Raw genomic sequence first — 16,648 nt, 5'->3', positions numbered from 1 at the left:
ACAGGTCGTGAAGTGTACCCGCTCGATGGCGAGCCGGTAGTCAGGCCGGATAGCGCAGCGGGGCGCCCGGTGGTGCGGTCTTGAAGCGCCGGTGCACCCACCAGTACTGCGCCGGCGCACGCCGGACGTGGCGCTCGAGGAAGGCGTTGTAGCGCGCCAGTTCGGCATCGATCGGCGCTTCGCCCATCGACCAGCCGGGCTCCAGCGTCACCCGGACCCGGCCGGTCGCCGGATTCTTGATCGCGGCCATCGGCACCACCTGCGCCCGGCCCATCCGGACCAGGTCCGGCAGCCCCTTCAGGGTGGCCGTCTCGACCCCGAAGAACGGCGCGAACACCGAACGCTCGGCGCCGAAGTCCTGGTCCGGGGCATACCACAGCACACCGCCGCCGCGCAGGTGGCGAACCATTGCACGCAGGCCGTCGCGCGGGATCATCGGGCCGGCATAGCGGCCCCGCCCGTCGTTCTGGAACGCGTTCAACCGGGCGTTGCGCAGCGGCCGGTAGACGCCGCCGACCGGCACCCGCTCGGCCACCAGCCGACCGCCCAGCTCGAGGCTGGTGAAGTGACCGGTCAGCAGCAGCACGCCGCCCCGGGCGCGCGCCGCCTCGAGGTGCTCCAGGCCGATCACTTCGCCGGCGCGCTCGTCGAGCGGCTCGGTGCGAGTCCAGCACACCGCGATCTCGGCGGCGGTTTCGGCCAGCATGCGGAAGTGCTCGGCGGCCACCGCGTCGCGCCAGGCGCGGTCGCGCTCAGGAAAGCACAGCTCGAGGTTGCGCGCGACGATCCGCGCGCGGCGGCGCATCAGCGCGCGCATCGGGCCGGCCAGCCAGCGCGTGCGCCGGCGTGCGGCCGGCAGCGGTCGGCGACCGATGCGCCGGGCCCAGGCCAGGCCGAGCTCGGTGGTCAGCGCGCCCATACGAGCGGCTGCGGGCTGGGATATGCTGCGAGCGATGTCATCGTGGATGCCAGTGTATCGCGCGCTGACGGCCGCACTCGCGCCGTTCGCGCGGCGTCGATTCGCCCGCCAGGCCGAGGCCTGGCCGGTGCTGGCCGGGCGCGAGGACGAGCGGCGCGGGCAGCTGCCCGACGCCGAGGCCGAACTCTGGATCCACGCCGCATCGGTCGGTGAACTCAACGCGGCCCGACCGCTGATCGAAAGGCTCCGGGCGCGCGACCCGACCCGCGGCATCGTTCTTTCCACCCTCACGCCGACGGCCGCGGTCCAGGCCGCGGCTCGCTATGCCGACGACGCCGGCATCCGCACCGTGCTGGCACCGCTGGACCGCCCGCGCGATGTCGCCGCGTGGCTGGACCGGACCCGACCGGACCGGCTGCTGCTGATCGAGACCGAGCTGTGGCCCGAACTGCTCACCGCCTGTCACCGGCGCGGCATTCCGGTGGCCATGGCCAATGCCCGGCTGTCGGCGCGCGCGGCCCGGCGCTATCGCAGCGCGGCCGGCCTGTTCGCCCCGCTGCTGGCCGCCATCGCGCCGATCGCCTGCCAGTCGCGATCCGACGCCGATCGCTTCGCACGACTCGGCGCCCGCCGCGAAGTGCTGACGGTGACCGGCAACGTGAAATTCGACCCGACACCGCCGGGCGAGCCGCCGCCTGCGGCCATCGCCGCGCTCGATCGACTGGGCGAGCGACCGCGCTGGGTGGCCGGCAGCACCCATCGTGGCGAAGAAACGATTGTCGCGGAGGCCCAGCGACGGGTCGTCGCCGAGTTGCCCGAAGCGCTGCTGCTGCTCGTCCCCCGTCACCCCGAGCGGACCGGCGAGGCCGAGCGTGCGCTCGCCGGGGCCGGTCTGTCCTGCGTGCGCTGGAGCGAATGGGTGGATGGCAACGAGGCCAGCGCATCGCCACCGCAGGCCGTCGTGATCGACCGGCTCGGCCTGCTCGGCGCGCTGTATCACCGGGCCGACGCCGGCTTCGTCGGCGGCAGCCTGGTCGAAGGGATCGGCGGACACAACCTGATCGAGGCCGCGCAGGCCGGGCGGCCGGTGCTGACCGGCCCGTTCACCGACGACCAGGCCGAGGCGGCAGAAGGGCTGGATGCCGTCGATGGGCTCGCGCGCGTGACCGACGCGCGGTCGCTGGGCGAGGCGGTCATCGCCGCGCTGGGGCCGTCGCAGCGCGGCGGAGCATTCGAAGAGATGCCGCGCAATGCCGCGGCGTTCCTGGCCGCCCAGCGCGGGGCGCTGGATCGGACGCTGGCCGCACTGGACGACTGGCTGGACGACGGCCGGAGGCCGCCGCGCGGGGCTTGACGATCAGCCGGCGTCGGCGCCGGTCAGCAGGCGGTTGGCGGTTTCCAGGTCTTCCGGTGCGAGAACGCCGGCGGCGCGCTTGAGCGCCAGCGAATCGACGATGAACTGGTGCCGGGCCTGCGAGTAATCGCGCTGGGCCTGGAAGAAGCGTTGCTCGGCCAGCAGCACGTCGACGATGGTGCGGGTGCCGACCTCGAAGCCGGCGTTGGTCGCTTCCACCGCGCTCTCGGCCGAGATCAGCGCCTGCTCCAGCGCCTCGATCTGGCGGATGCCGGCGATCACCGACCGGTAGGCGTTCTCGGTCTCGCGCACCGCAGCGCGCTGGGCCGAATCCAGTTCGAAACTGACCGCCTCGCGGTTGACGCGGGCCTGGCGGGTCTGCGACTGCACGGCGAAGCCGGAGAAGATCGGAATCGACAGCTCCAGGCCGACCTGCCAGGTGTCGCTCTGGAATTCGACCGTGCCGATCTCGTCCTGGAAATCGTCACGCAGCACGAACTCGTTGTTGACGTTGCGGTTGTAGCTGCCGACCAGGTCCAGCGACGGCAGGTGACCGGACCGGGCGATGCGGAGGTCGGCATCGACCACGTCGACCGCGCGACGGGCAGCTTCGAGTTCGGGCCGGTTGGCCAGCGCGCGCTCGACCCAGGCCGACGAATCGGCCGGCTCCGGGGGTTCGAGCGGCAGTCGGTCGGCCAGCGGACGGAAGGTGTCGAACATCGTGCCGGTCAGCTCGCGCAGAAGCTCCCGCGCGTTTTCAAGATTGTTCTCGGCCACGATCACCCGGGCGCGCGCGGCATCCCAGGCCGCCCGGGCCTCGAGAAAATCGGTGACCGCCGACAGGCCGACTTCGAAGCGCTGCTCGGCCTGCTCGAACTGGCGCTGCAGCGCCTTTTCCTCGGCCTGGGCGAAGCGCAGGCCGTCGATCGAGGTCAGCATGTCGAAGTAGCGCTGGGCGACCCGCAGCAGGAAGTCCTGCCAGGCGGTATCGAACTCGGCGTCGGCCTGGGCGATCGACGAGCGGGCGCGGGTCAGCCGGCCGAAGTTCGCGTCGTCGTAGATGCTCTGGCGAAGGCTCAGGCCGTAGCCTTCGGAGTCGATGTCGTTGTCGGTCAGGTCGTTGCCGTCCAGGCTCGGCTGGCTGTTGCCGATGGTCCGGCTCACGCTGCCGGAGAGGGTCGGAAGCAGGCTGGCCCGGGCGATCGCTTCCTGGTAGGTGGAGGCTTCCAGGCGGCGCTCGGCGGCCTGGATCTGCGGATCGTTGGTCGAGGCCAGCTCGTAGACGCCGAGCAGGTCGACGGCCAGGGCCGGCGAGGTCAGCGCCAGGGCGGCGGCAGCGATCAGGAGTCTTTGCATGTCGTTCCTCGCGGGAGCGTGGTGCGGGCGGCGGGCCCGGCGGTTCAGGGTCGGATCAGAACTCGAATTTCGGCACGTCTTCGGCGCCGATCAGGCGCGGCAGGTCGGTGTCGAACAGGCTTTCCTCGGCCAGTCGACCCGACCCGGTCCGGGTCACCCGCAGTGCCTCCATCGCCGGCGAGGCGCCGCGGACGATGAACATCCGGCCGCCCGGTTTCAACCAGCCGCCGAACGAATCGGGAATGGCCGAGACCGAGGCGGTGACCACGATGGCGTCGAAGCTGGCCTCGTCGAAGCGTGCTTCGAGCGCGTCGGCGTGCCGCACATCGACCCGTTCCACGCCGTGGGCGTCCAGCGCCCGGCGTGCCTGGTCGACCAGCGATTCGAGAATCTCGAGGCTGATGACCTCGGCACCCAGCGCGGCCAGGCAGGCGGTCAGGAAGCCCGAGCCGGCACCGATCTCCAGCACCGTCTCGCCGCCTTCCAGCGCCAGGCTCTGCAGACAGCGGCCTTCCTCGATCGGTTTCATCATGACCTGGTGGCCGTCCAGCGGAATCCGCAGGTCGGAAAAGGCCAGCTTGCGGTGCGCCGCCGGGGCGTAGTCCTCGCGCGGCACGGTCCGCAGCACGTCGAGAACGCGGGCGTCCAGCACGTCCCACGTGCGGACCTGCTGTTCGATCATGTTCGATCGGGCGTGTTCCAGATTCAAGGGTGGTGCTCCTGGCGAACGGAAGGCGTAGGCCTTCGTGGTGAACATCGGCCGCATATTGTACCGACCCGGCGTGGACCGGAACCGTGCTGAACGTCACGCCGCCGCCACGCTTCCCCGACCCCGCCCGACCGGGGTAGGATGAGCGCCCGTGTCCCCCGCTCGAGCGCCCGCGCCATGATCGTTCCGCTGTCCGAGGTCGTCCGGCGTCGCTCGACGCCCGCACGGTCGATCCCTTCGACCGGGATCGCCGAAAGAAAACCGGTCGGGCGCCGGTCATGAATCACGAGGACCGTTCGCGAAGATTCGACGGCCTCGCGCGACGCTACGGCGACGACCTGTTCCGCTTCGCGGTCTGGCTGTGCCGGGACCGCGCGCTGGCCGCCGACCTGGTCCAGGAAACCTACCTGCGCGCCTGGAAGGCGCTGGACCGGTTGCAGGACGAGAACGCGGCCAAGAGCTGGTTGATCACCATCCTGCGCCGCGAGTTCGCCCGGACCTTCGAACGCAAGGTACCGCCGATCGACGACATCGACGATGTGGTGGTGGCCGAGCCGAACGAGGACGGACCCGACGACCGGACCGAACGGGACCGGCTGCGCGACGAAATCGGCCGGCTCGACGCGATGTACCGCGAGCCGCTGGCGCTGCAGGTGCTGCTGGGCCTGTCGATCGCCGAGATCGCCGAGGAACTGGAACTGAGCGAAAGCGCCGTGATGACCCGGGTGTTCCGAGCCCGCGAACAATTGAAGAAACGACTCTCGAACGCACTGCCGGGGGAACCGGAATGAATCTCGACGAACTCCAGCGCCGCCTGATGACCGACCCCGCACGCGAGCGCGAGGCGGCCGCGGCCGCGCGTGCCTCCGGCGGCGAAGCCGCGCGGGCGGTCGAGGAATCCGACGCCTTCGAACGACTGCTCGGCGAGGCGATGAACGTCGCCCCGCCGGACGACCTGCAGCACCAGCTGCGCCAGGTCCCGTTCCGGGCCGGTCGACGCGAACGGCGCGGCCCGGGCGCAGCCGGCTGGCTGGCAATGGCCGCCAGCCTGACGCTGGCCGTGGCCGTGACGCTGTTCCTGCTGCGCGATGCCGCACCGCCGGCCGACGGCGGACTGGCCGCGCACCTGGCCTGGCACTGGGACCATGACGGCCCGACCGTGCTCGCCGCCGCGCGCACCGGCCCGACCCCGCCCGCTCGCGTCCAGGAACTGCTCGCCGACTTCGGCGTGGCGCTGGCGCCGGAGCTGCTCGCCGACGTCCGGCTGTCGAAGATCTGCCCGACACCGGACGGCGCCGGCGCCCACCTGGTCCTGAGCGCCCCCGATGGCCCGGTCACGCTCTATTACATGCCGCACACGGTGGTGCCGGCATCGGGCGAGTCCTATCCGCTGGCCGACGACATGCGGGCCTGGGTGTTCAACGTCGAGCGCGGCAGCGTGGCGCTGGTCGGCGACCAGGGAAGCGACCTGCCGGCGCTGGGTCAGCGCATTGCCGCGCAGCTGGTCTTTCAGGACGACCGCTCGCTGTAGGTCGGGCTCGTGCGCCCGGGACGGCCTGCCCACCCGGGCACCGCAGCCACGCGGAAAGTCGATTGCGCCGAACACGCTGTGCCGTTTCGCAGGCTCTGGCGCGGTAGGCTAGCCCGCATCAATCATGAATGAGCTCGCGCCCTTGCCTGGTCCTTGTCCGCACAGCGAATCGTCCTCGCTCGGAAATACAGCATGGTATTCCGCCCGGTCGGAAAATCCCCCTGTGCGAACAATTCCCGGCGCAATCATCGCGGCGATTCATGAATAATGCGGGCTAGTGATTCCTCAGTTCGTGTCTCGGAGCCTCCGGCCATGTCCGCGCACTGCATCCGCTCGATCCTTCTCGGTCTGCTGCTGGTCACCTCCCTTGCGCACGGCCAGGGCGCCGTGCGGATCGACGACGTCCGCGTTGTCGATCCGGACGCCGGCAGCGCAAGCTGGCCGCGCAGCATCGCCGTGCTCGACGGCTGGATCGTCGATCCGGACGCGCTGGACGGGCGGGACGTCCGGGTCATCGACGGAAGCGGCCGCTGGCTGATTCCCGGCCTCTACGAAATGCACGCCCACGTGCCGCCCGTGGCCGACGCCGAGCGGCTCGACGACGTTCTGACGCTGTTCCTGGCCCACGGCGTGACCGGCATCCGCGGCATGCTCGGAGAACGTGGCCACCTGGAGCTGCGCGCCGAACTGGCCGCCGGCCAGCGCTTCGGGCCGTACCTGGTCACCTCCGGACCCTCGCTGAACGGCACCAGTGCGCCCGACCCGACCGCCGCACGGCGCATCGTGCGAACTCAGGCCGAGGCCGGCTACGACCTGCTCAAGCTGCACCCGGGGCTGATGCCGAGCACGTTTGCCGCCCTGACCGAGGCGGCCGACGGGCTCGGCATTCCCTATGCCGGCCACGTCTCGATCGGGGTCGGACTGGACCGGGCGCTGGCTGCCGGCCAGTCGACCATCGATCACCTCGACGGCTATGCCCAGGCCCTGGTGCCCGACGACCACCCCGCCCGCGGCCGGCCGCCCGGCTTTTTCGGCATGGCCCTGGCCGAGGCGCTGGACGCCGGGCGCATCCCCGCCCTGGCCGATCGGACCCGCGCCGCCGGGGTCTGGAACGTGCCGACCCAGACCCTGATCGAGAACATCGCGATTGCCGATCTCGACGCGCTGGCCGCGCGACCGGCGATGCGTTACGTGGACGACGAGACCGTCACCGGGTGGCGCGAGCGGATCACCGGGCTGCGCCAGCCGCACAGCGCCACCGCGCTGGAGCGCTTCGTCGACGTCCGCCGGGCGCTGATCCGCGGCCTGCATACGGCCGGCGCCGGGCTGCTGCTGGGCGCCGATGCGCCGCAGATCTTCAACGTCCCCGGCGACTCCACCCACCACGAACTCGAGCTGCTGGTCGCCGCCGGCCTGAGCCCGGCCGAGGCGCTGGCCACCGGCACGGTCAACCCGGCGCGCTTTCTCGGCCAGCCCGCCCGGGGCTGCCTCCGGGCCGGTTGCGTGGCCGATGCGGTGCTGCTCGATGCCGACCCGCTGGCCGATATTTCCAACGTCCGGCGCATCCGTGGCGTGCTGCGCGCCGGCAGCTGGCTGGATCGCGCCGACCTCGACGCCCGGCTCGATGCGGTCGCCGCGCGCGCCCGGCCGGCCGCGACCGGGCCGGATTGACTGATGGAAGCGGGCTTCATGCATTCGATCCGCACTGACCTGCTGCCCTACGCCGAGCGCCTCGAGCGACGCGACCCGGCGACCATCGAGCGGATCGTGATCCACGCCACCGAGCTGCCGGACCTCGCCACCGCGCGTGAGTACGGCGAACGGATCCACTACGACACCACGCGCACCGGCAACAGCGGCCACTTCTACATCGACCGCGACGGGACCGTCGAGCGCTGGGTGCCGATCGAGCGCATCGCCCATCACGTGGCCGGACACAACGCGACCACCATCGGCATCGAGCTGGTTCACAACGGCCGCTACCCCGACTGGCTCGACAGCCGCCACCAGGCCTGGGAGCTCGCCTATCCCGACGCCCAGATCGACGCGCTGAGCGCGCTGATCCGCGCACTGCGCGCCGAGCTGCCGGGCCTGACCGACCTGGCCGGCCACGATCAGCTCGACCGCCGCATGGTGCCGGCCAGCAACGACGACGCGGAGACGGTCCGGCGCAAGCTCGACCCGGGCCCGACCTTCCCGTGGCAACGGGTGGTCGACGGCGGCGGCCTGCCCCGCCTGAGCGCCCCTCCGGCGACCGCCGACGAGGCCGGCGGGCCGTGACTGGACCATCCCGGCCGCGGACCCGGGTCGGCTGCGACACCGGCGGCACCTTCACCGATTTCGTCGCGCTGATCGACGGCAGGCTGACGACCGCCAAGGTGCTATCGACCCCCGACGATCCGGCGCGCGCGATTCTCGAAGGCCTCGAGCAACTGGGCCTGGCGCCCGACGCGGTCGACCTGGTCCACGGCACCACGGTCGGCACCAACGCGGTGCTCGAGGATCGCGGCGCGCCGGTGGCCTTCGTGACCGGCACCGGGTTTTCCGACCTGCTGGCCCTGGGCCGGCAGAACCGGGACGCGCTGTACGCGCTGGACCAGCCGCCGGTCGACCCGCCCGTACCGCCCGACCGCTGCTTCGAGATCGACGCGCGGACCGCGGCCGACGGCCGGCGCCTGGCCACGCCGACGCCGGAGGCCCTGGACCGACTGAAGCGTGCGATCGCGGCATCCGGGGCCGAGGCCGTGGCGATCAACCTGCTGTTCTCGTGGCTGGACCCGGAGCTGGAGCAGCAGCTGGCCGACGCGCTGGCCGACAGCCTCCCGGTCTCGTGCTCGCACCAGGTGCTGCCCGAGATTCGTGAATACGAACGCGGCATCGCGACCTGGCTGAACGCCGCGATCGGCCCGCGCCTGGCCGGCTACCTGAAGCGGCTCGACCGCGCCCTGGCCGGCGGCCGGCTGGCCGTGATGCAGTCCAGCAGCCAGACGATTTCCGCCGACCAGGCCGCCAGGCGCGCCGTGCACCTGCTGCTGTCCGGGCCGGCCGGCGGACTGGCGGCCGCCGCGCAGATCGGCAACGGACTGGGCGAGGATCGCCTGCTGACCTTCGACATGGGCGGGACCTCGACCGACGTCGCGCTGCTCGAAGGCCGTCCGCAGCTGACCCGCGAAGGCCGGATCGGCCGCTACCCGGTGGCCGTGCCGATGGTCGATCTGCACACCATCGGCGCCGGCGGCGGATCGATCGCCCGCATCGACGCCGGTGGCCTGATCCAGGTCGGCCCGCAGTCGGCCGGCGCCGACCCCGGACCGGCCTGCTACGGCCGCGGCGGCACCGAGGTGACCGTGACCGACGCCAACCTGCTGCTCGGCCGCCTGCCGGCCGGCGTCAAGCTCGGCGGCCGGCACGCGCTGGACCTCGGCGCGGCGCGCGCGGCGATGCAACGCCTGGCCGACCGGGCCGAGCTGGACCTCGAAACCGCCGCGCGCGGCGTGCTGCGGATCGCCAACGAACACATGAGCCGGGCGCTCCGAGTGATGTCGGCCGAGCGCGGCGTGAACCCGTCGAACTGCACGCTGGCCAGCTTCGGCGGTGCCGGCGGCCTGCACGTGTGCGATCTGGCCGAAAGCCTGGCCATGCGCCGCGCGCTGGTGCCGGCCCGCTCCGGCGTGCTCTCGGCGCTGGGCATGCTTGTCGCCGAACCGGGCCGCCAGCTGACCGCCAGCCTGCTGGCCGCGGCCGACGCGATCGACGTCGACCGACTCGACGCTGCGTTCGCGCCGCTCGAGATCCAGGCCCGCGACGAACTCGGCGCCGAGGGCATCGACGCCGATCGCCTGACGCTGGAACGACGCGTCGCCTGCCGGTACCGCGGCCAGAGCGATGCGCTGGAACTGCCGGCCGATGCGCCGGACGCGCTGATCGATGCCTTCCATGCGGCCCACGAAGCGGCCTTCGGCCATCGGCTGGCCCTGCCGGTGGAGCTGGTCAGCGTGCGGCTGGACGCGCGCGGACCGGCCCGGCTTTCGCGGGTGCCGGCGCCCGACGATCGCTTCGAGGTCCCGGCGTCGGACGGCCCGGTCCCGCTGCACGCCCGCGACGCGCTGCACGATGCCGGCGTGGCCGGCCCGGCCATCGTGCTCGACGCCGACGCCACGACCTGGGTCGCCGAGGGCTGGACGGCCCGGCGCACGCCGGACGGCCACCTGCTGCTCGAGCGCTGACCGGCCTGCGACTTGAAGTCCGGCCGGGCACCCCTGACCTTTGACTGCATGACCTTCCGACACGGAGCGGATTGACGATGTCCCGTTATCAAAAGACCCCCGAGGCGATCGAGGCCCTGACCGAAGAACAGTACCGCGTGACCCAGGAAAACGGCACCGAGTACCCCGGCACCGGCGAATACCTGGACAACGACGCGCCGGGCATCTACGTCGACGTCGTATCCGGCGAGCCGCTGTTTGCCTCCTCGACCAAGTTCGACGCCGGCTGCGGCTGGCCCAGCTTCACCCGGCCGATCGAACCGACCCACGTCAACGAGCTGCGCGACACCAGCCACGGCATGGTCCGGACCGAGGTCCGCAGCGCGCACGGCGACAGCCACCTCGGCCACGTGTTTCCCGACGGACCGGCCGACCAGGGCGGGCTTCGCTACTGCATCAACTCCGCTTCGCTACGCTTCATCCACCGCGACGACATGGCCGAACAGGGCTATGGCGACTACCTCGATCACGTGGAGGACCGCTGAGATGACGACCGAACGCGCCGTCCTGGCCGGGGGCTGCTTCTGGGGCATGCAGGACCTGATCCGCAAGCTGCCCGGCGTGCTCGAAACGCGCGTGGGCTACACCGGCGGCGACGTGCCGAACGCCACCTACCGCAACCACGGCAGCCACGCCGAAGGCATCGAGATCCGGTTCGATCCGGAAACGATCTCCTACCGGCGGATTCTCGAGTACTTCTTCCAGATCCACGACCCGACCACGAAGAACCGTCAGGGCAACGACGTCGGCCTGTCGTACCGCTCGGCGATCTACTACGTCGACGACGAACAGAAGCGCGTGGCGCTCGACACCATCGCCGACGTCGAGGCCTCCGGACTGTGGCCCTGCAAGGTGGTGACCGAGGTCGAGCCGGTCGGCCCGTTCTGGGAGGCCGAGCCTGAGCACCAGGACTATCTCCAGCGCTACCCGAACGGCTATACCTGCCACTTCCCGCGCGCCGACTGGGTGCTGCCGAAGCGTCGGGACGACGCGACGGATCGCCGGGACTCCACGCCCGCCACCGGATAGACGAACTGGATTCCGACCCACCGGGCCGGCATGGCGCCGGCCCGGTAGCACCGGATCGATCAGAACAGGCCCAGGATGCCGCCGAGCACCAGCAGGATGGCCAGCGGCGCGACCACGCGGGTCAGCCACAGCCAGAGCTGGAAGGCCCAGGACGGCATCTTCTCGTCGAGCTCCTCGCGGGTGATCGAGGTCGACAGCACCCAGCCGGCGAACAGGGCGATCAGCAGGCCGCCGACCGGCAGCATGATGTCGGCGGCGAGGAATTCGATCGCACCCATGATGTCCCGGCCGCCGATCGTGACCTGCGACCAGATGTTCAGCGAGAACACCGAGGCCAGGCCCATCAGCCAGGTCGCGGCGGCGACGAGCAGCGCGATCGTCTTGCGACTCATGTCGGTCGATTCGACGAAATAGGCCGTCGGCGGTTCGAGCAGCGAGATCGAACTGGTCCAGGCGGCCACCGACAACAGCAGGAAGAACGCCATGCCGTAGGCGATCCCGAACGGCATGGAATTGAAGGCCAGCGGCAGCGCGGTGAAGATGAACCCGGCCCCGCCGCCCTCCGGATCGAGCCCGAACGACAGGACGATCGGGAAGATCGCAAGGCCCGCGACCAGCGCAACGGCCGTGTCGGCGAGCGCCACGGTCACCCCGGTGGCCGGCACGTTGACGTGCGACGGCAGGTAGGCCCCATAGGTCATGATCGCGCACATGCCCAGGCTCAGCGTAAAGAAGGCCTGACCCATCGCGGTCACGATCATCGATCCGTCGACGCGCGACCAGTCCGGCGAGAACAGGAAACCCACCGCTTCCTGGAAGTGCCCGGTACTCATGCCGTAGCCGAGCAGGATCAGCAGCAGCACGAACAGCATCGGCATCAGGATCGAGACCGCGCGCTCCAGCCCCTCTTCCACGCCCAGCGCCACCACGCCCATGGTCAGGATCATGAACACCGCGTGCCAGAAGATCAGCCTGGCCGGATCGGCGAGCAGCGCCCCGAAGTGGGCGCCCGGGTCGGTGATCGCCGGCGCGCCGAAGGCCAGCTGCTGCAGGTAATCGAAGCCGTAGGACAGCGTCCAGCCGGCGACCACCGAGTAGAACGACAGCACCAGGAAGCCGGCGATGATGCCCATCCAGCCGATCCCGGACCAGGCCGTCGACGCACCGGCCGAGGTGGCCAGTTCCTTCAGCGAGTTGATCGGGCTCATCCGTCCGCGTCGACCGATGACGATCTCGGCAAACAGCACCGGCAGCCCGATCAGCGCGATGCAGGCCAGGTAGACCAGCACGAACGCCCCGCCGCCGTTTTCCGAGGTGATGTACGGGAAACGCCAGATATTGCCCAGCCCGACGGCCGAACCGGTGGCGGCCATCACGAACATCAGTCGCGACGACCACATGCCATGCACGGATGTGGTTTTCATGATGCAGGGAACCCCGAAGCAGTTGGAATCGTTTGGCCGGATTGTCCGTCAACTCGGTCCCGGGGGCAAATTCGCGGACGCTGAACAACCGGTCAGGGCGAACGGAGACGAAGTCTTCGCGTACGCCACAGGTTGAGGACGTGGGCCGAAGCCACGAGAAGGCCGCCGAACAGCGCCAGCGCACTGATCCAGGGTGAGCGTCCATGGAACGGAGAGGCGATGGTCAGGGTCAGAATTCCCGACCCGATGATCGCCAGCCCCGGGATCAGCAGGCTCCGGTCGCGGCGCCAGGCCAGCCATGCGGCCAGCAGCGCGAACAGCCAGGCGAGAACCAGGAGGCCCAGTTCGGTCCACCAGAGCGCCTCCCAGAATCCGCTGGACCGCAGGCCGCGGTGCAGCCAGAGGGTCGGATACATCAGAATCACGACGGTGAGCACGGCACAATGCAGGCCGCAGCCGACCGAGGCACAGATGCCGAGGCGATCGATCCACCGGGCCGGACGCGCAGGAACAAGGTCCATGACTGTTATATTATAACATTTTATGCTCGGAGACCCCGAAATGACGATCGAAAACGGCGGATCGCTTTCCACCCGCTACGCGATGCTCACCGCGCTGCTGCTGGCCAGCCCGGCGCTGGATGCCCAGCAGGAACTGCGCCGCGGCGATGTCCACCAGCACTCGGTGGCCACCGCGCAGCTGGCGATCGAGGACGGCCGGCTGGACCTGAGCCTGCAGTTCCCGGGCGCCAACCTGGTCGGTTTCGAGCACCCGCCGCGCGACGCCGCGCAGGCCGAAGCGCTGGAGGCGGCCACCGCTCGCCTGGCCGCCGGCGACTGGCTGGTGCTGCCGGCCGATGCCGGATGCCGCACCACGGTATCGGTCGATCGACCCGGTTTTGCCGTGGAGGCTTCGATGGGCGATGAGGCCGGCCCGACCAGCGCATTCGACGCGCCGTCCGATCCCCATCGCCAAGACGATCATGATCATGGGGACCACGACCACGGGGACCACGACCACGGGGACCACGACCACGGGGAGCACGATCACGGGGAGCACGATCACGGGGAGCACAGCCGCGACGACCACCAGCACGGCGACCACGACCACGACCATGGCCATGACGATGCCGATCACGATCACCACCACGATCACGGCGACCAGGGTCATGCCGAGTTCCACGTCGTGGTCGTCGCCGACTGCTCGAATCCGGCCGCACTGGACCGGCTTGCGCTCGATCTCTTCGACGACTGGCCCGACAACCGCAGCATCCGCGTCGATGCCATTACCGCCACCCGGCAATGGCGACATGAACTGACCGAGGCGGCGCCGGGGATCGACCTGCAATGACCGACGCCGCTTCCGTTGCACCGCTGCTCGAGCTGGCGGACCTGCACTACACCTGGCCCGGCGCATCGGTGCCGGTGTTCGGCGGCCTTGACCTGCGCGTCGACCCCGGCGAAGCGGTGTTCCTGGCCGGCGCCAGCGGCTCGGGCAAGTCGACGCTGCTGGCCCTGATCGGCGGCCTGATCGCACCCGACGCCGGCCGGATCGACTTCGCCGGCACCCGGCTCGATGCGCTGAAGCGGGCCCAGCGCGACCGGTTCCGGGCCGAGCACCTGGGCGTGATCTTCCAGCAGTTCAACCTGCTGCCGTGGCTGGACCCGGTGGCCAACGTGCTGCTCGGCTGCCGGTTCTCGAAACGGCGCGGCAAGCGAGCCGGCGACCGCGAGGCGGAAGCCGCTCGCCTGCTGGCCGCCATGGGCATCGACGAAGCCGGCTTCGCGCGCCGCGCCGACCAGCTCAGCGTCGGCCAGCAGCAGCGCGTGGCCGCGGCCCGCGCATTGATCGGCCGGCCCGACCTGGTGCTGGCCGACGAGCCGACCTCGGCGCTGGACCGCGACCGCCGCGACGACTTCCTCGACCTGCTGTTCGGCGAGGTCCGCCAGGCGGGCTCGGCGCTGCTGTTCGTCAGCCATGACCGCGAGCTGGTCGACCGCTTCGACCGGGTCATCGAGTTGAGTGACCTCAAGACCGGGAGCGCGCCATGCTGACGCGCCTCGCCCGCGGTTCACTGACCAACCGCCTGTTCGCGGTCTCGCTGACGATCTTCACCATCGCCATCTCGATCGCCCTGCTGGTGCTGGTCGAGCAGATGCGCAACCAGGTCCGCGAAGGCTTCCAGCGCTCGGTCTCGGGCGTCGACCTGATCGTCGGCGCGCCGACCGCGCCGGTGCAATTGCTGCTGTACTCGGTGTTCGGCCTGGGCGACGCCACCGCCAACGTCACCTGGACCACCTACGAGGAGCTGTCGAAGGCGCGCACCGTCGACTGGGCCGTGCCGATCTCGCTCGGCGACTCGCACCAGGGCTACCGGGTCATCGGCACCACCGCCGAGTTCTTCGAGCGGTACCGCTTCGCCGGCGGCCAGACCCTCTCGTTCGCCGACGGCGAGACCTGGACCGACCTGTTCGACGTGGTCATCGGCGCCCAGGTCGCCCGCCAGCTCGACTACGAACTCGGCGACCGGCTGGAACTGGCCCACGGTGCCGGCAACGTCAGCCTGATGACCCACGCCGGCCAGCCGTTCACCGTGCGCGGCATCCTGGCCCCCACCGGCACCCCCATCGACCAGTCGCTGTACGTGTCGCTGGAAGCCCACCACGCCATCCACATCGGCTGGGAGCGCGGCGTGCCCCGTCCGGGATCCGGACTGACGCCCGAGGAAGCCCGCGCGGCCGAGGCGGAACTGCAGCCCGACGCGGTCACCGCCATCTTCCTCGGCCTGACGACCCGGGCGGCCGTGTTCGGCCTGCAGCAGCGCATCAACGACTACCCGAACGAAGCGCTGCTGGCCGTGCTGCCCGGCATCGCGCTGCAGCAGCTGTGGCGGATCACCGGCCTGGCCGAGCGCATCCTGCTGGTCGTGGCCGGCCTGGTCGTGCTGGCCGGCCTGCTCGGCATGCTGACTGCCCTGCTGACGACGCTCAACGAACGCCGGCGCGAAATGGCCATCCTGCGCGCCTGCGGCGCCCGGCCGGTCCAGATCGCCGCCCTGCTGCTGCTCGAGGCTTTCCTGATCACCCTGGCCGGCCTGGTGCTGGGCGTGCTGCTGGCCTACGGCCTGCAGATCGCCGCCGCACCGTGGCTGCTGGCGCAGTTCGGCATCGCCATCGGCGCGGCCTGGCCGGATGCAACCCTGTTGCTGGTGCTGGCCGGCATCGGTGTGGCCGGCGTGCTCGTTGCCCTGATCCCGGCGGCGCTGGTGTATCGTCGCACCCTGGCCGACGGCATGCAGGTCCGCCAGTGAGCCCTCATCCATCCGAACCCGATTCGAGCCCCATGCCCATCCATCCAACGATCGTCAAGCTGTTTCTCGCACTCGTCCTGGCCGCACCGCTGCTGGCCCACGGCAAGGCCCGCGAAATCGAATGGCTGGACCTGATGCCCGAGGAAGAGGCCCAGGCCTGGCTGAACGACCAGACCGGCATCGACCACTCGGGCTTCGACGCACCGCAGGCCTTCCAGTCCTACAGCGTCGTGCCCGAACTGGACGGCCAGCAGATCCGCATTCCCGGCTTCGTCGTCCCGGTCGAGACCGATGCCGAGGGCAACCTGACCGAGTTCTTCTTCGTCCCCTTCTTCGGCGCCTGCATCCACGTCCCGCCGCCACCGGCCAACCAGATCATCTACGGCCGACTGGACGAGGCCATTCCCATGGTCAATATCTGGGACGCGTTCTGGATGGAAGGCAAGCTCAACATCGAGGACGTCAGCAACGAGACCGCCGATTCCGCCTACACGATGGATGTCGCCAAGCTGGAGTTGTACGACTAGGAAGCCAGGGGAAAGGGGCGAGGGACGAGTCGAAAGCGGCCCCGCCGGCGCCGACGAAACTCCGACCAGGTTTGTTACTGAAAACTGTTCACTGAAAACTGCTCACTCCGCTCGCACCGCGAGCGGCCCGCCACCCTTCGCCCGCGAGCGGCCTCCAACAGGCCTTCGATCCGGCGCCGGTGCTGATTCGCCTGTTGGAGGGCGCTCGCGCGCGAACCGGTCGG

The 16,648-nt window shown here is 70.4% G+C and carries 16 protein-coding genes and 1 pseudogene; 12 read left to right on the top strand and 5 right to left on the bottom strand.

What is annotated here, in order from left to right:
* Positions 1-40: 40 nt before the first annotated feature.
* Positions 41-919, bottom strand: coding sequence for a lysophospholipid acyltransferase family protein (locus HFP89_RS00110; protein ID WP_168715604.1), 879 nt, complete (start codon positions 917-919; stop codon positions 41-43).
* Between the two features lie 46 nt (positions 920-965).
* Here HFP89_RS00110 and HFP89_RS00105 point away from each other — a divergent pair, with 46 nt between their 5' ends.
* On the top strand, positions 966-2,273 hold the full coding sequence (locus HFP89_RS00105; RefSeq protein WP_168715603.1) for a glycosyltransferase N-terminal domain-containing protein: 1,308 nt from the start codon (positions 966-968) through the stop codon (positions 2,271-2,273).
* Positions 2,274-2,276: 3 nt separating this feature from the next.
* Here the strand turns inward: HFP89_RS00105 and HFP89_RS00100 are convergent, their stop codons facing one another.
* Together HFP89_RS00100 and HFP89_RS00095 are read right to left on the bottom strand one after the other, a co-directional pair.
* Positions 2,277-3,629 (bottom strand): TolC family outer membrane protein, encoded by a 1,353-nt coding sequence (locus tag HFP89_RS00100; protein WP_168715602.1) that lies wholly within the window; start codon positions 3,627-3,629, stop codon positions 2,277-2,279.
* Between the two features lie 55 nt (positions 3,630-3,684).
* On the bottom strand, positions 3,685-4,338 hold the full coding sequence (locus tag HFP89_RS00095; protein WP_206212152.1) for a protein-L-isoaspartate O-methyltransferase: 654 nt from the start codon (positions 4,336-4,338) through the stop codon (positions 3,685-3,687).
* A 260-nt stretch (positions 4,339-4,598) separates the two neighbouring features.
* Here HFP89_RS00095 and HFP89_RS00090 point away from each other — a divergent pair.
* The 7 genes and pseudogenes from HFP89_RS00090 to msrA form a co-directional block, all read left to right on the top strand.
* A pseudogene (locus HFP89_RS00090) lies at positions 4,599-5,129 on the top strand (sigma-70 family RNA polymerase sigma factor); the annotation flags it as partial.
* Positions 5,126-5,869 (top strand): DUF3379 family protein, encoded by a 744-nt coding sequence (locus HFP89_RS00085; protein ID WP_168715599.1) that lies wholly within the window; start codon positions 5,126-5,128, stop codon positions 5,867-5,869. The pseudogene HFP89_RS00090 and the gene HFP89_RS00085, both read left to right, overlap by 4 nt.
* Before the next feature lie 312 nt (positions 5,870-6,181).
* Positions 6,182-7,540, top strand: coding sequence for an amidohydrolase family protein (locus HFP89_RS00080; RefSeq protein WP_168715598.1), 1,359 nt, complete (start codon positions 6,182-6,184; stop codon positions 7,538-7,540).
* An 18-nt stretch (positions 7,541-7,558) separates the two neighbouring features.
* Positions 7,559-8,149, top strand: a complete 591-nt coding sequence (locus HFP89_RS00075) for an N-acetylmuramoyl-L-alanine amidase (protein WP_206212151.1) — start codon at positions 7,559-7,561, stop codon at positions 8,147-8,149.
* Positions 8,146-10,095: a hydantoinase/oxoprolinase family protein gene (locus HFP89_RS00070; RefSeq protein ID WP_168715596.1), complete on the top strand. Its 1,950-nt coding sequence runs from the start codon at positions 8,146-8,148 to the stop codon at positions 10,093-10,095. Before HFP89_RS00075 ends, HFP89_RS00070 begins: the two co-directional genes overlap by 4 nt.
* A gap of 77 nt (positions 10,096-10,172) precedes the next feature.
* The gene (gene msrB, locus HFP89_RS00065) at positions 10,173-10,619 is read left to right on the top strand and encodes a peptide-methionine (R)-S-oxide reductase MsrB (RefSeq protein ID WP_168715595.1); all 447 of its coding nucleotides are present in this window, start codon (positions 10,173-10,175) and stop codon (positions 10,617-10,619) included.
* A gap of 1 nt (position 10,620) precedes the next feature.
* Positions 10,621-11,163 (top strand): peptide-methionine (S)-S-oxide reductase MsrA, encoded by a 543-nt coding sequence (gene msrA / locus HFP89_RS00060; protein WP_168715594.1) that lies wholly within the window; start codon positions 10,621-10,623, stop codon positions 11,161-11,163.
* 59 nt (positions 11,164-11,222) lie between these two features.
* On the opposite strand, the gene HFP89_RS00055 is transcribed toward msrA, so the two are convergent.
* Together HFP89_RS00055 and HFP89_RS00050 are read right to left on the bottom strand one after the other, a co-directional pair.
* Entirely contained in the window at positions 11,223-12,590 is a 1,368-nt protein-coding gene (locus tag HFP89_RS00055) for a sodium-dependent transporter (RefSeq protein WP_168715620.1), read from the bottom strand.
* An 89-nt stretch (positions 12,591-12,679) separates the two neighbouring features.
* Positions 12,680-13,108 carry a MerC family mercury resistance protein gene (locus tag HFP89_RS00050; RefSeq protein WP_168715593.1) on the bottom strand — a complete coding sequence of 143 codons (429 nt, stop codon included), beginning with the start codon at positions 13,106-13,108 and terminating at the stop codon, positions 12,680-12,682.
* 40 nt (positions 13,109-13,148) lie between these two features.
* On the opposite strand from HFP89_RS00050, the gene HFP89_RS00045 reads away from it, so the two are divergent.
* The 4 genes from HFP89_RS00045 to HFP89_RS00030 are packed head-to-tail and all read left to right on the top strand — an operon-like array spanning position 13,149 to position 16,424.
* On the top strand, positions 13,149-13,937 hold the full coding sequence (locus HFP89_RS00045; protein ID WP_168715592.1) for a DUF2796 domain-containing protein: 789 nt from the start codon (positions 13,149-13,151) through the stop codon (positions 13,935-13,937).
* Positions 13,934-14,641: an ATP-binding cassette domain-containing protein gene (locus HFP89_RS00040; protein ID WP_168715591.1), complete on the top strand. Its 708-nt coding sequence runs from the start codon at positions 13,934-13,936 to the stop codon at positions 14,639-14,641. The genes HFP89_RS00045 and HFP89_RS00040 overlap by 4 nt, the downstream gene beginning before the upstream one ends.
* Positions 14,635-15,897, top strand: a complete 1,263-nt coding sequence (locus HFP89_RS00035; RefSeq protein ID WP_168715590.1) for an ABC transporter permease — start codon at positions 14,635-14,637, stop codon at positions 15,895-15,897. The genes HFP89_RS00040 and HFP89_RS00035 overlap by 7 nt, the downstream gene beginning before the upstream one ends.
* Before the next feature lie 32 nt (positions 15,898-15,929).
* Positions 15,930-16,424 (top strand): DUF3299 domain-containing protein, encoded by a 495-nt coding sequence (locus HFP89_RS00030; protein ID WP_168715589.1) that lies wholly within the window; start codon positions 15,930-15,932, stop codon positions 16,422-16,424.
* The last annotated feature ends 224 nt before the right edge of the window (positions 16,425-16,648 follow it).

It is taken from the genome of Wenzhouxiangella sp. XN79A, assembly GCF_012272825.1.
Classification (GTDB): domain Bacteria; phylum Pseudomonadota; class Gammaproteobacteria; order Xanthomonadales; family Wenzhouxiangellaceae.
The sequence above is the reverse complement of the archived record's forward strand: the minus strand, read 5'-3'. Positions and strand labels throughout refer to the sequence as shown.